Genomic DNA, 16,005 nt, shown 5'->3' on the forward strand with positions numbered 1-16,005 from the left:
CGCCTACGGCGCCGAACGGTCACCTCGGGTGGTTCCGACCAGCGCGGCGACCTCCGCCGCCGTCCAGAATCCCGCCACTCCGCGCAGCCCGGCCAGGTACCGCACCACCTCCCGGGCCGCCCACCCGTGCGCCTCCCGCAAGCCCTCGGCCAGCATCCGCAAGTACACCGCCGCCGGGGGGTTCCACCGCACCTCGTCCGCCGACCAGGGCGCGGTGAACGTCAGCACCGGGAAACCGTCCCGGTCCCCGACGTGCAGCAGCGTCTCGTACCGTCCCGGCCCCAGCTGGTCGCGCCCGGTTTCCAGCACCTTCGTCAGGTCCAGGTCCCCTCGGGGATCGCGGTACATCTCCTGCGCCGCCAGGTCGGAGAACTGCCCCGCGGTCATCAGGTACGCCCGCCCGGCCGTGGTCCCCGGCAGCGCCGGGTCGTAGAACGCTCGTCCGCCGCCCCACGTCGCCGATTCCGTCGCGAAGTACACCGCGCCAGGCATGCAGTGGGGCGCGATCTTCAGCGGTGGACTCGCATCCCGGCAGCCGGGGCACGCGCGCTGCCCACCTGGTGGCGTGCCGCCCTCCAGGTAGTACCGCAGGCGTTCCGCGTGCAGGTTGGAGCCGTACCCGACGTACCAAACCGACCCGACCACCACCCGATTTTGTCGAAGTTTTTCCTACCCCGCAGGGTGTTGTAGCGCCCAGAACCGTCTGCGAGGATTGACCGCCTTCGCGAACGGAGGGAGATCGGAAAATGGCTTCGCGACTCAACCCGTACATCAGTTTCGCGGGCAACGCACGGCAGGCGATCGAGTTCTACCAGCAGGTCTTCGGCGGCCAGATGAACGTCAACAGCTACGGCGACTTCGGCGGCGGCGAAGGCGTGGACCCCAACAAGGTCATGCACGGTCAGCTGGAAACCGACCGCGGTTTCACGCTCATGGTCTCCGACGTCCCACCCGGCATGGACCACCAGCCCGGCAACACCATGTCGGTCAGCCTGTCCGGCGACGACGCCGCCGAACTGCGCGGCTACTGGGACAAGCTGTCCGAGGGCGGCACCGTCACCGTTCCGCTGGAGAAGCAGATGTGGGGCGACGAGTTCGGCGCGTGCCTGGACCGGTTCGGCGTCTCGTGGATGGTCAACATCTCACAGAGCTGATGATCGGGAGCACGCCGCCGGGTTACCGTTCGGTATGACCTCTCTCGATCACCGGACACCGGTCCTCGTCGGTGTCGGGCAGGCGTCCGAGCGCATCGACGAGCCCGGCTATCGCGGGCTGTCCGCGGTCGACCTCGCGGCCGCGGCGGCCCGCGACGCGCTGGCCGACACGGGTGCCGACCCGGCCCGCACCGCGCAGGCCGTGGACACCGTCGCCGCCACCCGCCAGTTCGAGATCTCCACCCCGATCTCGCACTCCCCGCTGGGCCGCTCCGACAACTTCCCCCGCTCCGTCGCGAACCGCCTCGGCGCCGCGCCCGCCCGCGCGATCCTCGAGGTCACCGGTGGCCAGTCGCCCCAGCACCTGGTCACCGAGCTGGCCGCCACGATCGCCGGCGGCGGCGCCGAGGTCGCGCTCGTCTTCGGCGCCGAGGCCATCTCCACCGCCCGCCACCTCGCGCAGGCCGACGACAAGCCGGACTTCACCGAGCACGTCGACGGCGACCTCGAGGACCGCGGGTTCGGACTGCAGGGCCTGGCCAACCGCCAGATGCTGGCCCACGGCCTGATCGAGCCGACCAGCCAGTACGCGCTGTTCGACAACGCCCGCCGCGCCCGCCTCGGCCTGTCCCGCGACGAGTACGCCCTGGCCATGGGTGAGCTGTTCGCGCCGTTCACGAAGGTCGCCGCCGCGAACCCGCACGCCGCCGCGCCGGTCGAGCGGGACGCGCGCGAGCTGGCGACCCCGTCCGAGCGCAACCGCCCGATCGCCGACCCGTACACCCGCTTCCTGGTGGCCCGGGAGCAGGTCAACCAGGGTGCCGCGGTGCTGCTCATGTCGGTCGGCAAGGCCCGCGAGCTGGGCGTGCCCGAAGAGAAGTGGGTGTTCCTGCACGGCCACTGCGACCTGCAGGAACAGCCGCTGCTGGAGCGGACGGACCTCAGCTCCTGTCCCGCCGCGGTGCTGGCCGTCCGGCACGCGCTGGACACCGCCGGCATCGGCGTCGCCGACCTGGCCACCCTCGACCTCTACAGCTGCTTCCCGATCGCCGTCTTCGCAGTGTGCGACGGCCTGGGCCTGGCGCCCGACGACCCGCGCGGCCTCACCGTCACCGGCGGCCTGCCGTTCTTCGGCGGCCCGGGCAACAACTACTCGATGCACGCGATCGCCGAGACCGTCGTGCGGCTGCGCGCCCGGCCGGGCGCGTTCGGCCTGGTCGGCGCCAACGGCGGCACGTTGTCCAAGTACTCCGCCGGGGTCTACTCGACCACTCCCGCCGAGTGGCGAACGAGCCGCGACGCCGAGCTGCAGTCCGAGCTGGACGCCCGCCCGACGGTGCCGAACGCACTGCACCCGGATGGCTGGGCGACCGTGGAGACGTACACGGTGCAGCACGCGGCCGGTACCGGTGTCGTGGTCGGCAGGCTGGACGACGGCCGCCGGTTCCTCGCGTCCACGCAGGACGAGGAGATGCTCGACCGGTTGCTCGAGGGCGAACCGATCGGCGGCAAGGTGTACGTGCGCTCGTTCGGTTTCGGCAACCGGGTCACGGCGACCGCCGAGCGGATGGACGAGCTGTTCCCGCCGCGCGCGCCCGGGTTCCGCGAGGACTACGAGCACGTGCGCGTCCGCCGGGACGGGCACCTGCTGGAGGTCACCATCGACCGCCCGGAGAGCCGCAACAGCCTGCACCCGCCGGCCAACGCCGAGCTCGACGAGATCTTCGACGCCTACTTCGCCGACCCCGACCTGTGGGTCGCGATCATCACCGGCGCCGGGGACAAGGCGTTCTCCGCGGGCAACGACCTGGTGTACTCGGCGAGCGGGAAACCGGTGTGGGTGCCCAAGAACGGGTTCGCCGGGCTCACCAGCCGCGAGTCGCTGCCCAAACCGGTGATCGCCGCGGTGAACGGGTTCGCGCTCGGCGGTGGCTGCGAGATCGCGCTGGCCTGCCACCTCGTGGTCGCCGACGAGACCGCGCAGTTCGGCCTGCCCGAGGTGCGGGTCGGCCTGGTGGCTGCCGCCGGCGGCCTGGTCCGGCTGCCGCGCACGGTGCCGCCGAAGGTCGCCAACGACATGGTCCTCACCGGCCGCAGGCTGAGCGCGGCCGAGGCCGAGTCCTACGGCCTGGTCAGCCGCGTCGTCCCGGCCGGTCAGGCGCTGACGGCCGCGCGCGAGGTGGCGGCCGCGATCCTGGAGGGCTCGCCCACCTCGGTGCGCACGTCCCTGCGGATGATGGCGGAGGCGGACGCGATCGCGGACACCGTCGAGGCCGCCCGGTACCCCTCCCCCGCGCTGGACGACCTCCTCGTCAGCCAGGACGCGTTCGAAGGACCGGCCGCGTTCGCCCAGAAACGGAAACCGGTGTGGCGAAACCGCTGACTCCGGCGCTCCCGCCCCGGACGTGGTGAGCCGCCGCGTTCCGCCGCCGTGACCGGGTGTCCGGCGGCGGGCGCGGCCGGGCACCACGTTCAGGGGTCGTTCGTCCCGGGGAAATGCCCTTCCCGCCCTTTCCGGCCGCCGCGCCCCGGCTCAGAATCGAACACGGCTTTTCCTTTTCCGGAAACCGTTTCGAGAATTCCTTTCGGGAGGCGAGATGGCGGTGCCGTCGACCGTGCGCCCGCGGGAGGGGACCGCGCCGATGCGGGATTTCGCGTCCGGCTGCCACGGCGTGGTGCGCGGAGGGGGTGGGTTGTGATGTCCGAGCCCGCGCTCGTCCGGATCGCCGGCCTGCCGGCTGCCCTGGCCGCCGCGCTCGGCACGCCCGACCTGACCGAGCGGCTGCGTCACCTGATCCGCGCCGAGACCGCCTACCGCGCCTGCGCCGCGACCGTGGCGGAGCAGATCGGCGAGGAGCTCGTCCCGCTGCTGCCCCGCGACCTCCGGCGCCACGCCCTCGACGTGCGGCGCCGGTTGCACCGCGGCGAGCTGGTGCAAGCGTCCGAACTGGACTTCCGGCCGCTGGGGCGGATCACCGAGTGGGCCGCCGCGCTGGCCGCCGACACGGCCGCGCTGCAGGAGGCCGTGCTGGACACCGAAGGCATGCACCACGGCCTCGTGTGGGACCTGATCAGCCGGGACGCGGCGGCCGGTCGGATCGTCGCGGCCACCGCGCCGGACGTCGCCGAGGACATCCGCGCCCGATTGGCCGCGGGCGAGCCGTGGACGAGCAAACCCCTGCGCGAACGCGCCGACCACCTGCTGCGCCTGCTGTTCCGGTCCGCGCTGACGACCGCCCCGCAAGGCTGGCTCACGCACGTCGTCCCCGCCCGCACCGGGCCGGGTCCGCTGCGGATCGGCGACCACGCGGCGCACCGCCGGGTACCGGCCTCCGCACCGGTCCCGCCGGACGCCTGGCTCAACCTCACGCCGTTGCGCTGGACCGAGGACGACCGGCTGTGCTGGCAGGCGGCCGGCCACGACGGCCCCGGGGCGGTGCGTCGCGGGGCCGTCCGCCGGACACCGGTCGTGGACGCGCTCTGCCGGGTGCTGGGTTCGCGGGCGATGCGCACCCGGGACGTGGTGACGCTGCTCGCGCCCGACGCGCACCGCAAGCCCCTGCTGCGCGAGTTCCTGCGCCATCTGGCGGAACTCGGGCTCGTGCAGGTCTCGTCCGCGCCGTCCGGGCGCCTGCACCGGTGGCGGGCCACCGCCGCGACCGGGCCGGGGTCCAGCGACGTCCAGCGCAACGCCGGCGTCCCGGTGCCGGCGCGGCTGCCCGAGCTGATCGACCAGGCGGGCCGTCTCGCCGCGGTGATCGCGGACCGGCGAACGCAGCCGGCGCTCGAGCTGGTCGGCCCCGAACCGCGGCCGCTGCCGGAGATCGTCGCGGAGGCACTGGACTCCCCCGAGCCGCGCCGGCCCGCGATGCCCGCCTCGGCCTGGCCCGAACCGCGGCCGCGCACGATCTACCAGCGGCTGTGCGAGTGGCTGGCCCGGCACGCCGACGAGTCCGAGATCGACGTCGGCCCGGCCGTGCTGGACTACCTCGGCGCGCCCCCGGCGAAGCCGTCGCCGTGGCCGGTCGACTGCCTGCTCCGCCCGCTGCCGGAGGGACGGGCCGTGCTGGAGGCGGTCACCCCGGCCGGCGAAGCCGACGCCCGCTTCGCCGCGGCGTTGCAATGCCGGCACGGTGAGGTGCCGCAGGTCAGCGCCCACCGCGCGTTCCTGGTCGAGACCGCGGCCCGGTGCGGCGCGGAGCTCGTCGAGATCCTGGTACCGCAGGGCGCCGACGCCGTGCCCTGCCCGCGTTACACCCGCACCTGGACCGGCGACGCCGATCCAGCGACCGGTGTGGACGATCCGGCCGGCATGCGCCGGTACCTGCCGCCGGCGGAGATCACGCTGCGCCGCGACGCACGCGGGGTCATCGCCGAGGACAGCGCCGGGCACGTGCTGTGGCCGGTCTACCACGGGACCCGGCGCCCGCCCCCGCCGTGGGATCTGGTGGTCTCGCTGCTCACCGCCGCCTCCCCGGCCCGGCGCCTGGCCGTGGAGCGGACGTTCGGCGATCCCCGGCTCGCCTTCCCCGGCCGGGTCCGCACGCCGCGCCTGCTGCTCGACGGGGACCTGGTGATCGCCCCGGCGACCGTGTTCGCCGGCCGGGATCTGCTCCCCGAGCCGGGCGGCGACAGGTTCGCGCGGGTGCGGGCGCTGGCGAACCTGCGCCTGGCGACCGGCGCTCCGCGCTGGGTGTTCGCCCGCTGCGGTCACCGGTCGCGGCCGGTGGACCTGGACAGCGTCGCCACGCTGCGGGTGTTCGACCGGATGCTGGCCGACCCCGCGGTGCCCGGGCTGGTCCTGGAGGAGATGCTGCCCGCGCCCGACGATCTGGTCGTGTCCGATGTGGACGGCGCGGCGCACGCGGCGCAGGTCCTGGTACGGCTGCCGTTCGCGACCCCGCCGTCCCAGCTGGCCGAGCAGGTCACCGCGGCCTGGCAGCAGGTCACCACACGACGCGCCCGGCAGCTCGCACACCACGGAGCCGGAGAACCCCTCCCGGCGGGTGTGCCGCGGACCTGGTGACGACGTCCGCACGGACGACCGGCCGGCGACGCGGCGGTGTCCATCTGCACCCGTTCACCCCCGGGTTCGACGGTTGTTCACGTGGACGTCAGGCACCACGACCAGCTTTCCGGTGGCCCGGTCCTCCTCCATGTACCGGTGGGCGGCCGCGATGTCCTCCAGCCCGAAGACGCGATGCAGGTTGGGCCGGTGGACACCGGCCTCGACCTCGTCGACGATCCGCTGCAACAGGGCGGCGTCACCTTTGACGGTGTCGCTGTGGAAGGCCGTCAGCCGGGTGCCGGACGGGATCATCGCGATCGGTTCGAGGTCCGGGATCACCCAACCGCTGAGCGATCCCGCCACGCACACCGTCCCGCCACGACGGACCAGCCGCAGCGAGTCCACGGCCGTGCTCGCCCCGACGAGATCCAGCACGTGGTCCGGCCCGTCCGGCCAGATCGCGTGCACGTCGGCCGCCAGCGAACCGGCGTCGACGAGGACGTGATCGGCGGTCAGCGCGCCGGCCTTGGCCGGCCGGCGGGTCGTGGCGGCGGTCCGGACACCGTGGCCGGAGGCGATCGACGCCGCCGCCATCCCCACGGACGAGGTCCCGCCGCGGATCAGCAACCGGCTGCCCGGCGTGACCCCCAGCGCGTCCAGTGCGCCCTGCGCGGTCAGGTAGGTCTCGGGCAACGCGGCGAGGACCTCCCACGGCAAGGTCGTCGTCACCGGCATCAGCAGCGAGTTCGGCAACAACGCGTACTCGGCATAGCCGCCGTCGAACTGCCGTCCCATCTCACCCATCACCGCCGCGACGGTGGTCCCCTCGGGCAGCGCGGGGTCGGTCGAGGCGGTCACCTCGCCGACGCATTCGATCCCCAGCACGCGCGGGAACACCACGCCCGGCGAATGCCCCTGCCGGGTCCGCAGCTCCGACCGGTTCAGTCCCGCGCCCCGCACCCGGACGAGGCTCCAGCCCGGCCGGACGGCCGGCACCGGCACCTCACGGATCTCCAGGACCTCCGGGCCACCGGCCCGAACGCACACCGCCGCTCGCATCGTCGTCATGGGTCCACTGTCGGCCGGACCGGAGGTGGCCGACTACCGGTAAACTGCCATTTCATGCTCGTTGGCCGCCAACCTTCGTCGTCGCGCATCTGGCCGTCCGGTGGTGCGCACGTGTGGCCACCGGGCGGCACGAGTTCGGTGCAGTCGCATCAGCGTGGACACCTGGTGTACGCGGCCCGCGGGGTGCTGTCGGTGCACACCGAGGGCGGCACGTCGATCGTTCCCGCCAATCGCGTCGCCTGGACGCCTGCCGGGTTCACGCACCAGCACCGCGCGCACGGCCACACCGACATGCGGATCGTCTTCCTGCCGGCGTCGCTGGCCCGCCTCGTGCCGGAGCGTCCCGCGGTGTTCCTGGCCTCCGGCCTCGCCCGCGAAGTTCTGCTCGCCCTCACCGGCCCGCGGCGGCGCGACCGCGCGGCGAGCGCCCGCCTTCGCCGGGTGCTCGTCGACGAACTGCGGGAAGCGGACGAGCAGCCGCTCCAACTCCCGGAACCGCGCGACGACCGGTTGCAAGCGATCGCGCGGATCCTGTACGAGCGGCCCGCCGACAACACACCGCTGGCCGAACTCGGGCGCACGATCGGCGCCAGTGCGCGCACCCTGAGCCGGCTGTTCCACGACGAGCTCGGGATGACCTTCCACGAATGGCGCACGCAACTGCGGATCTACCACGCGCTGGTTCTCCTGGCCGACGGCCACACGACGACGCACGTGGCGAACGCCTGCGGCTGGGCGAACCCGAGCAGCTTCATCGCCGCCTTCTCGGCCCTCATCGGCACGACTCCGGGCCGCTACCGGACCGGTTGACACCTCGGCGACGGTGCATTCAGCGCCGCACTCCGCGGCTGGCGGCGCGAAGCACACACCGCCCGATGATGGTCTCGGCCGTGTCAGCTGCCGGTGACTCACGGGTGCCAGGTGGGCATCGCGGGGATGCGGGGCACCAGTGAGCTGGGCGGCGGACCGACCTTGCCGGAGACGAGGCGGAGCACCGCGGTGCCGTCACGCAGCTCGGCGACCTGCATCGCCAGCACCCCGTCGACCGGTTGGGGCTTTTCCGGTTCGCCGCTGCTGCACCGGGAACCGCTGCCGTTCTCGTAGAACGTGGACACGCAGCCTCGCGTCAGGCTGCCGGTCCCGCCGCCGCCGGTGGTGAAGTCGATCCCGTCCGCGGTGACCGCCGCGACGGAAATCCCCGTGAGACCGCCCTGCCCGGTCAGCGGGATGTCGACCGGGCCGCTCACCAGCACCTCGCAGGTGCCGTCGGAGCAAGCCGCGTAGTCGCGCCCGTCGGCAGCCAGGAGAGCCGGCGGCGACACGGACGGGGCCGGCGGCGGATGACCGGCGGTTCGCTCCTCACCCGTGCACGCCGACAGCGACAGGAACAGCACAACAGGAACAAAACCGACCACTCGCCTCACGTCGATCACGGTAGCGCCCGGACGCGCGCCGCGGGGCGAAAACAGCGGGTCACGCTGGCCCACCTCCGCCAGGCACCGCTCAGGCGGACGGTTCGTCGCGGATGGCGAGCCCGGCGTCGGCGAGGTGCTCCATCACCCGGATGGTGTCGTCGACGTCTTGCCCGGCCAGCGCGGCCAGGTCCTCGACGGAGTACGGCCCGCCGCCGTGGCGGACGACGACCGCGAGGATGGCCCCGACGACCTCCAGGTCGCGGGCCTGCTCGGCGTCCGGCGCGGGCCGAGACCTCGGCGGCGAGGCGGCGCCGTCCCGATTCGTGGTCCACGGGTCCAGCCTCCCCCGGGCGCGGCGATCCGACCACGGCCGTTGGACCCGGTGTGTGCCGCGCCCGAACGCGGGTAGCCGGTACGCCGGGAGGGCGTATGTGTCGCTTGTTCGGGCTGTCCGCGGCGCCGCACCGCGTCCACGCGACGTTCTGGCTGCTCGAGGCGCCGGACAGCCTCGCCGAGCAGAGCCGCCGCGAGCCCGACGGCACCGGGTTGGGCACGTTCGACGCCGAGGGCACACCCCACGTGCGCAAACAGCCGCTGGCCGCCTACGCCGACGAGGAGTTCGCGCGGGAGGCGAAGGCGTGCGAGTCCACCACGTTCCTGGCGCACATCCGCTACGCCTCCACGGGCGGGCTCGATCTGGCGAACACGCACCCGTTCGAGCAGCGCGGCCGGCTGTTCGCCCACAACGGGGTGATCACCGGGCTGGACCGCCTGGACCGCGAGCTGGGTGACTACCGCAACCTCGTCGCCGGGGACACCGACTCGGAACGGTTCTTCGCGCTGATCACGAAGGAGGTGGCGGCGCACGGTGGCGATGTCGGCGCCGGGATCACCGCCGCCGCCCGGTGGGTGGCCGCGAACCTGCCGCTGTTCGCGATCAACCTGGTCCTCACCACGCCCGGCGAGCTGTGGGCGCTGCGCTACCCGGAGACGCACGAGTTGTTCGTGCTGGAACGCGCCGCGGGCGGTCCGCACGGCGGGCGGCACCTGGAGCACGCCAGCGCGGCGGGCCGGATCCGCGCGCGATCCGGCCCCCTGGCCGAGCACCGGTCGGTGGTGGTGGCCAGCGAGCGCATGGACGAGGACACCGGGTGGCGCGCTCTTGAACCGGGCCAGCTGGTGCACGTGGGGCCCGATCTGTCCGTCGACTGCCACGTGGTTCTCGACGGACCGCCCCGGCACCAGCTGACCCTGGCCGACCTGGGCGCCCAGGCCGCGCGGTCCCAGGCCCACCACTAGCCGTGCGGCCCTGGCGTACGTCGCCGAGCACTGCGCGAACGTCCCGGCCGCGTTCGCCGTGACGCCCACCAGCAGGCGCGCGACCGCGTCCCGGCCGTACACCGGCCGCGGCCTGGTGGCGGCGCCCTTCCCGCCCCCCGTCCGTCCACAGTGTCACGTCCGGAGCCGGCACCTGGAGCAGCGCTTCGAGGTCACCGCCCATGGCCGCCTCGACGAACCGTTCGTTGACCTCCTGCCGCGCGCCTCGACGCGGTAGCGCGGCCTTGCTCGCGGGCGAGCCGGCGCACCGCTTCGGGGCTGCGACCGAGGATGTCCGCGATCTCCCCGTCCCAGTAGCCGAACACGCCGTACCGCACGCTCGGCCGAGCTGAGGGTTTCCAGCACCACCAGCAACGCCATCGACGACGACTCGGCACGCAGCACGGGATCGGGCGGATCGGTCACGTGCCCAGGCTGCGGGGTCCTCGTCCGGGCATCCCGCGAACTCGGCGTGCACCCCGGTTCACCGTCCCGACGGAGATCGACGCTGAGGTGTCCGCCGCGGTACGGACAGCAGAAAGGCCCTCCCCAGCTTCCTGGGAAGGGCCTCTGCGACTGTGGAGCTAAGGGGACTCGAACCCCTGACCCCCACACTGCCAGTGTGGTGCGCTACCAGCTGCGCCATAGCCCCGGAGCGAAGGTGAACTCCGCATCTCGTCTGCGACTACAGTACATGACCCCGAAATGGCCCGTGCACCGGGGGGTCGGCTCTCGCGGCCGGCCCCCCGGTCGCGCGTCAGCCGGCCTGGGAGATCAGCTTGTCCAGCCAGCCGTCCTGCGTCCAGTTGACCATCTGGCCGTTGTGCAGCACTGTCGGGGTGCCCTGGAAGGACGGGTCCTTCCTGACGCCGGCCAGTGCGGCGTTCAGCTGGTCGTCGTAGGTGCCCGCGTTGACGCACGCGGCGAACTCCGGGGCGGTGATGCCCAGGTCCTGGCCCAGTTTGATCAGCTGCGCCTTGTCGTAGCCGCGCTTGCCCTCTTCGGGCTGGGACGCGAACAGGCTGTCGTGGAAGGGCGTGAACTTGCCCTGGTCGGCCGCGCACAGGGCGGCGTTCGCCGAGTCCAGCGAGTAGCCCGGCGGGTCCGACTTGTCGTTCAGCAGCGGGATCATGTGGTAGGTGACCTGCACGTTCCCGGCCTGGATCTGCTGCTCGATCTGCTGGCCGGACCGCTGCTGGAGCTGCCCGCAGTAGGGGCACAGGAAGTCGGCCCAGATGTCGAGCTTCACCTTGGCGTCGGCCTTGCCCGAGACCACCACCGCGCCCTGGCGCTCGTCGGCGGTGTCCAGCGCGGCGGACGACGTCTGGGGCGCGATGGTCGTGCCCTCGGTCTTGTTCTTCGACGCGTTCGTCCAGATCACACCGCCGATGACCACGGCGGCGAGCACCACCACGGCGATCACCGACACGATCGTCTTCCGGCTGGGGCCACCACCGCCGCGGGCCTGGGTCACCGCCCGGGACGCCGCGGACTGCTGCTGGCGGCGCTTGCGCGCGGTCCGTTCCGCTCCACCCACGTTCTTCAGATCCTCTCTTTCTCCGTCTCGACCTGCGGCGCCCCGCCGCGCAGCCAGCCGTCCAGCGCGGCCCGGGTCGCCGGGCGCACGATCAGCCAGCAGGCCAGGACCAGGAAGCCCACGTCACGGGCGATTTCCTGGGGGTACTGGGTCTGCCCCGCCGCGACCTGGCCACCGCCGCCGAAACACCCGCAGTCGATGGTCAGTCCCCGCGCCCAGGACTGGGCGACCCCGGCGATGAACACCACGAGCAGCGCGGCCGAGACCACCGCCACCCACCGCGTGGCCAGGCCGAGCAGCAGGAAGGCGCCGAGGGCCAGCTCGAGCAGCGGCAGCCCGGTCGCGACCGGGTGCAGGAGCGCGTCGGGCAGGACGTCGTAGGCCTTGACCGCCAGGTACGTCTGCCCGGAGTCGCCGAGCTTCGCGACGCCGGAGACCAGCCACACCGCGGCCAGGCCGAGCCGCACCAGGGTGCCGACGGCGTCGAGCACGGAAGGGGACGGGCGGAACACGGCACCAGGCTAGCGGCCCGCCCTGAGAAACCTGTGAGTTCCGGACGTCGCGGACGAATGCCATTCGACCGGGTGACCAGGCCCTCGGCGACGGCGGACGGGCTACCGTGACGTCTGCCATGAACCTGCCCGATCTCCCCGTCCGCGCGGTCCTCGGCGAGCTCGCCGCCGCCCTGGACGGTCACGGCGCCGCGGTGCTGGTCGCACCGCCCGGCACCGGTAAGACGACGATCGTCCCGCTGGACCTGATGACCCGCACCGAGGGCCGCATCGTGGTCGCCGAGCCGCGTCGGCTCGCCGCTCGCGCGGCGGCCGCCCGCATGGCGGCGCTGCTGGGGGAACCGGTCGGTGAGACCGTCGGATACGCCGTCCGCGGTGATCGGAAGGTGTCCAAGCGCACGCGGGTGGAGGTGGTCACGTCCGGCCTGCTGGTGCGGCGGGTGCAGAACGACCCCGAGCTGCCCGGGGTCTCGACCGTGTTGCTGGACGAGTGCCACGAACGGCACCTGGACGCCGACCTGCTGCTCGCGCTGCTGCTCGACGTCCGCGGCGGCCTGCGGGACGACCTCCGGTTGCTGGCGACCTCGGCCACGGTCGCGTCCGGGCGCCTGGCGGAGCTGCTCGGCGGAGCGCCGGTGGTGACCGCGCGGGCGCGGACCTATCCGGTCGAGGTGACCTACGTCCCGCCGGCGCGCGGCGAGCGGGTCGAGGCGTGTGTGGCGCGGGCGGTGCGCACGGCACTCGCGGACGGTGATGGTGACGTGCTCGCGTTCCTGCCGGGTGCGGGCGAGATCGCCCGGGTCGGCGGCATGCTCGATCTGCCGGGTGTGGATGTCGTGCCCCTGCACGGCCGGCTCGCGCCCGGACGGCAGGACGCGGCGCTGCGGCCGGGCGACCGGCGGCGGGTGGTGCTGGCGACAGCGGTCGCCGAGTCGAGCCTGACGGTGCCGGGCGTGCGGGCGGTGGTCGATTCGGGGCAGGCGCGGGTGCCGCGGGTGGACCACCGGCGCGGCTTGCCCGGGCTGGCCACGGTCCGGGTGTCGGCCGCCGTGGCCGAGCAGCGGGCGGGCCGGGCCGGGCGGGAGGCGCCGGGGCGGGCTTACCGGTGCTGGCCGCAGCACGAGCAGGCGGGCCTGACCGCCTATCCCGAGCCCGAGATCCGCACCGCCGAGCTGGCCCGTCTCGCGCTGGAACTGGCCTGCTGGTCGACGCCGGACGGGGCCGGGTTGTCGTGGTGGGATCCGCCGCCGGCGGGCCCGCTCGCGGCGGGCCAGGACCTGCTCCGGGCGCTGGGCGCCCTGGACGGCGACAGGATCACCGACCGCGGCCGGCGCATGGCCGAGCTCGGCCTGCATCCGCGGCTGGCGCGGGCATTGCTCGACGGAGCGGCCGCGGTCGGCGCACATCACGCGGCCGAGGTGGTGGCGCTGATGGACGCGGGCGCCACCCTGACCGACGTGGACGCCGAGCTGCGCCGCCTCCGCAGTGACCGGAGCTCCCGCTGGCACGCGGACGTACGCCGCCTGGAACGCCTCGTGCCACGCCGCGCGGACCACTCCGACACAGCATGGTCCGACCTCGACCGGCCCGGACCGGCAGCTCGAGGTCTCCCCCACTGGGCCGCTGCCACCACCGACCCGGTGCACCTGTCGCGCTCCGATGCGCCGCCACGCAGCTCCGGACACCCCGCGACGACACCCACAACCGACGCCACCGCCGACCACCCCAACACAGCGCCGTCCAACGTCAACCGGCCCGCGTCAGCAGCCCGGAACCTCCCTCAGCGGACGACCGCCACCACCGACCCGGGACAGCAGTCGCACTCGCCAGCATCCAGCTCAGGGCAGACCGCGACCGGGCGCGCATCCGACGCCACCGCGCACCACTCCGCCACAGCACCGTCCGACCTCAGCCAGCCCGGACCGGCAGCGCGAGACCTCCCTCACGGGGCCGCTGCCACCACCGACCCGCGACAGCAGTCGCACTCCGATTCACCAGCGCACAGGTCAGGACAGGACTCGACCACCCCCACAACCGACGCGACCGCCGATCACTTCGAAACAGCGCAGTCCGACCTCAGCCGGCCCGCGTCAGCAGCCCGGAACCTCCCTCAGCGGACGACCGCCACCACCGGCCCGCGACAACAGTCGCACGCGCCAGCACCCACCTCAGGACAGGCCGAGACTGCGCGCGCATCCGACGTGACCGCGCCCGGAGGCTCGGATGCCGAGGATCCGGCGCTCGTCGTCGCGTTGGCGTACCCGGAGCGGCTGGCTCGCCGACGGGCGCCGGACCAGCCGGTGTATCTCATGGCCGGCGGGACCGCGGCCGAGTTGCCCGCCGGGAGCGGGCTCGGTGACGCCGAGTGGCTCGCCGTCGCCGAGGCGACCCGTGATCCCGGCCGCGCCCACGGCGTCATCCGGCTGGCCGCGCGCGCGGACGAGGACCTTGCTGTGCGCGCCGCGCCGAACCTCGTCACCGAGCGGGACGAGGTCACGTGGTCGGGCGATGTCGTCGCCCGGCGGGTGCGCCGGCTGGGCGCGATCGTCCTGCGGGACCGGCCCCTCCGCGACCCCGACCCCGCTCTCGTGCGCGCGGCCCTGCTCACCGGGCTCCGGGACGGCGACGTCCTGACCTGGACCACGGACGCGGACCGCCTTCGGTCGCGGATCGCGTTCCTGCACGACGTCCTCGGCGATCCGTGGCCCGCGGTCGACGACGAGACCCTGCTGTCCAGAGTGGACGATTGGCTCGAGCCGGAACTGTCCCGCGCCCGCCGCCGCGCGGACCTCGCCCGCATCGACACCGCGTCCGCCCTGCGCCGGCTGCTGCCCTGGCCCGAGGCGGGCCGCCTGGACGAACTCGCCCCGGACCGCATCCAGGTCCCGTCCGGGGCCCGGTTCCGCGTCGACTACACCACCGGGCGGCCGGTGCTGGCGGTGAAGCTGCAGCTGGCCTTCGGCTGGCGGGACACCCCGAAGATCGCCGGCGGGCGCGTGCCCGTCGTGCTGCACCTGCTCTCCCCCGCCGGACGGCCGGCGGCCGTCACCAGCGACCTGGAGTCGTTCTGGGCGAACGGGTACCAGTCGGTGCGGGCCGAGCTGCGCGGCCGTTACCCCAAGCACGCCTGGCCCGCGGACCCTCACGCACCGTAGGACCGCTCCGGCCGCACCGGCAGGCTCCGCTCGAGGTCCTCGTCCTCCACCTCGTGCAGGCCGAGGACGACCGCCTGGCGGATCTGCTCCCGGTTCTCCCGCACCACCTGCGCGAAGAACGCCTCCGTGCGCGGATCCACCAGCACCTCGAGCATCACGCGCATCGTGGTGTCCACAAGGGACCGGAGGACCTCGTCGTGGAACGGCAGCCGGGACAGCCGGCCCGCCTGCCGGTCGCTCTTGATCTTCTCGGTGACGATGGCGCGCAGCACGTCCCGGTTCTCCCCGAGGGAGCGGGCCAGGTTCTCCGGGTAGTTGCCGGTCTCGATGACCTTGACGACCTCGTCGAGCACCGCGATGGTGATCGGCTTCTTGATGGCCAGCACGATCGGCCGGGACATGCGTTCCACCAGGCGCTGGGTGAACAGCTCGCCGAACGCGCGGTCGGCGGTCCGGGCCAGCCGCACGACCACCATGACGATCCGCAGCAGGCGGAAGCTGCGCAGCGCCGGGTGCGCGATCGGGATCATGCCGAGGATCTCGTACCAGTTGCGCAGCGGGAACCGTTTTTCCCAGCCCGCGCGCGACCACCGCCACAGGAACTCGACCAGGAACACCCCGCAGATCGAGGTGTCGATGACGAAGATGCGGTGCGCCGTCCCGGGGGAGTGCGGGAAGAACGTCACGAAGACGACCAGGCCGACGGAGACCACGGCCAGCACCAGCATGGCCACATCGAGCGCGCTCACTCTCCGCCGAGAAGTCATGCGCCGCATTCTGCCCTGCCGAATGTGCAGGTGACCCGACCCCCTTCGGCCGATGTGTCCGCGCGTGTCCGG

At 73.4% G+C, this 16,005-nt stretch carries 12 protein-coding genes and 1 tRNA gene; 6 read left to right on the forward strand and 7 right to left on the reverse strand.

Annotated elements, in window-relative coordinates; translation table 11 throughout:
* Positions 1 to 3 precede the first annotated feature (3 nt).
* Positions 4 to 645, reverse strand: coding sequence for a histone deacetylase (locus FB470_RS05355; RefSeq protein WP_306989214.1), 642 nt, complete (start codon positions 643 to 645; stop codon positions 4 to 6).
* 101 nt (positions 646 to 746) lie between these two features.
* Here FB470_RS05355 and FB470_RS05360 point away from each other — a divergent pair, with 101 nt between their 5' ends.
* The 3 genes from FB470_RS05360 to FB470_RS05370 all read left to right on the forward strand — a co-directional run bounded on the left by FB470_RS05360 (position 747) and on the right by FB470_RS05370 (position 6,180).
* Entirely contained in the window at positions 747 to 1,154 is a 408-nt protein-coding gene (locus tag FB470_RS05360; protein ID WP_306989215.1) for a VOC family protein, read from the forward strand.
* Between the two features lie 34 nt (positions 1,155 to 1,188).
* Positions 1,189 to 3,537 carry an acetyl-CoA acetyltransferase gene (locus FB470_RS05365; protein WP_306989217.1) on the forward strand — a complete coding sequence of 783 codons (2,349 nt, stop codon included), beginning with the start codon at positions 1,189 to 1,191 and terminating at the stop codon, positions 3,535 to 3,537.
* 315 nt (positions 3,538 to 3,852) lie between these two features.
* Positions 3,853 to 6,180, forward strand: coding sequence for a hypothetical protein (locus FB470_RS05370; protein WP_306989218.1), 2,328 nt, complete (start codon positions 3,853 to 3,855; stop codon positions 6,178 to 6,180).
* Between the two features lie 54 nt (positions 6,181 to 6,234).
* Here FB470_RS05370 and FB470_RS05375 read toward each other — a convergent pair whose 3' ends face one another.
* A complete protein-coding gene (locus FB470_RS05375) occupies positions 6,235 to 7,230 on the reverse strand; it encodes a zinc-binding dehydrogenase (protein ID WP_306989220.1) in 996 nt (331 codons plus the stop codon).
* A 54-nt stretch (positions 7,231 to 7,284) separates the two neighbouring features.
* Between FB470_RS05375 and FB470_RS05380 the strand changes: the two genes are divergently transcribed.
* The gene (locus FB470_RS05380; protein WP_306989222.1) at positions 7,285 to 8,040 is read left to right on the forward strand and encodes a helix-turn-helix transcriptional regulator; all 756 of its coding nucleotides are present in this window, start codon (positions 7,285 to 7,287) and stop codon (positions 8,038 to 8,040) included.
* Positions 8,041 to 8,138: 98 nt separating this feature from the next.
* On the opposite strand, the gene FB470_RS05385 is transcribed toward FB470_RS05380, so the two are convergent.
* Complete coding sequence (locus FB470_RS05385) at positions 8,139 to 8,654, reverse strand: hypothetical protein (protein WP_306989224.1); 516 nt, start codon at positions 8,652 to 8,654, stop codon at positions 8,139 to 8,141.
* Positions 8,655 to 9,074: 420 nt separating this feature from the next.
* Here FB470_RS05385 and FB470_RS05390 point away from each other — a divergent pair, with 420 nt between their 5' ends.
* Positions 9,075 to 9,944, forward strand: coding sequence for a class II glutamine amidotransferase (locus FB470_RS05390; protein ID WP_306989226.1), 870 nt, complete (start codon positions 9,075 to 9,077; stop codon positions 9,942 to 9,944).
* Between the two features lie 597 nt (positions 9,945 to 10,541).
* On the opposite strand, the gene FB470_RS05395 is transcribed toward FB470_RS05390, so the two are convergent.
* From FB470_RS05395 to FB470_RS05405, 3 genes are all read right to left on the reverse strand, one after another.
* Positions 10,542 to 10,614 (reverse strand) — tRNA-Ala (locus tag FB470_RS05395).
* Between the two features lie 105 nt (positions 10,615 to 10,719).
* Complete coding sequence (locus FB470_RS05400) at positions 10,720 to 11,499, reverse strand: DsbA family protein (protein WP_306989228.1); 780 nt, start codon at positions 11,497 to 11,499, stop codon at positions 10,720 to 10,722.
* Between the two features lie 5 nt (positions 11,500 to 11,504).
* The gene (locus FB470_RS05405) at positions 11,505 to 12,011 is read right to left on the reverse strand and encodes a MauE/DoxX family redox-associated membrane protein (protein WP_306989229.1); all 507 of its coding nucleotides are present in this window, start codon (positions 12,009 to 12,011) and stop codon (positions 11,505 to 11,507) included.
* A gap of 119 nt (positions 12,012 to 12,130) precedes the next feature.
* On the opposite strand from FB470_RS05405, the gene FB470_RS05410 reads away from it, so the two are divergent.
* Entirely contained in the window at positions 12,131 to 15,166 is a 3,036-nt protein-coding gene (locus FB470_RS05410) for an ATP-dependent helicase C-terminal domain-containing protein (protein WP_306989230.1), read from the forward strand.
* On the opposite strand, the gene FB470_RS05415 is transcribed toward FB470_RS05410, so the two are convergent.
* A complete protein-coding gene (locus tag FB470_RS05415; RefSeq protein ID WP_306989232.1) occupies positions 15,154 to 15,933 on the reverse strand; it encodes an ion transporter in 780 nt (259 codons plus the stop codon). The genes FB470_RS05410 and FB470_RS05415 overlap by 13 nt on opposite strands.
* Between the last annotated feature and the right edge of the window lie 72 nt (positions 15,934 to 16,005).

The sequence above is a fragment of the Amycolatopsis thermophila genome (assembly GCF_030814215.1).
GTDB lineage: Bacteria > Actinomycetota > Actinomycetes > Mycobacteriales > Pseudonocardiaceae > Amycolatopsis_E > Amycolatopsis_E thermophila.

What these genes read in the sequence shown, in the direction of transcription:
- FB470_RS05415 (WP_306989232.1), bottom strand. Translation starts at nt 15,933, where the DNA reads ATGACTTCTCGGCGGAGAGTGAGCGCGCTCGATGTGGCCATGCTGGTG.
- FB470_RS05380 (WP_306989222.1), top strand. Translation starts at nt 7,285, where the DNA reads ATGCTCGTTGGCCGCCAACCTTCGTCGTCGCGCATCTGGCCGTCCGGT.
- FB470_RS05370 (WP_306989218.1), top strand. Translation starts at nt 3,853, where the DNA reads ATGTCCGAGCCCGCGCTCGTCCGGATCGCCGGCCTGCCGGCTGCCCTG.
- FB470_RS05390 (WP_306989226.1), top strand. Translation starts at nt 9,075, where the DNA reads ATGTGTCGCTTGTTCGGGCTGTCCGCGGCGCCGCACCGCGTCCACGCG.
- FB470_RS05365 (WP_306989217.1), top strand. Translation starts at nt 1,189, where the DNA reads ATGACCTCTCTCGATCACCGGACACCGGTCCTCGTCGGTGTCGGGCAG.
- FB470_RS05375 (WP_306989220.1), bottom strand. Translation starts at nt 7,230, where the DNA reads ATGACGACGATGCGAGCGGCGGTGTGCGTTCGGGCCGGTGGCCCGGAG.
- FB470_RS05410 (WP_306989230.1), top strand. Translation starts at nt 12,131, where the DNA reads ATGAACCTGCCCGATCTCCCCGTCCGCGCGGTCCTCGGCGAGCTCGCC.
- FB470_RS05360 (WP_306989215.1), top strand. Translation starts at nt 747, where the DNA reads ATGGCTTCGCGACTCAACCCGTACATCAGTTTCGCGGGCAACGCACGG.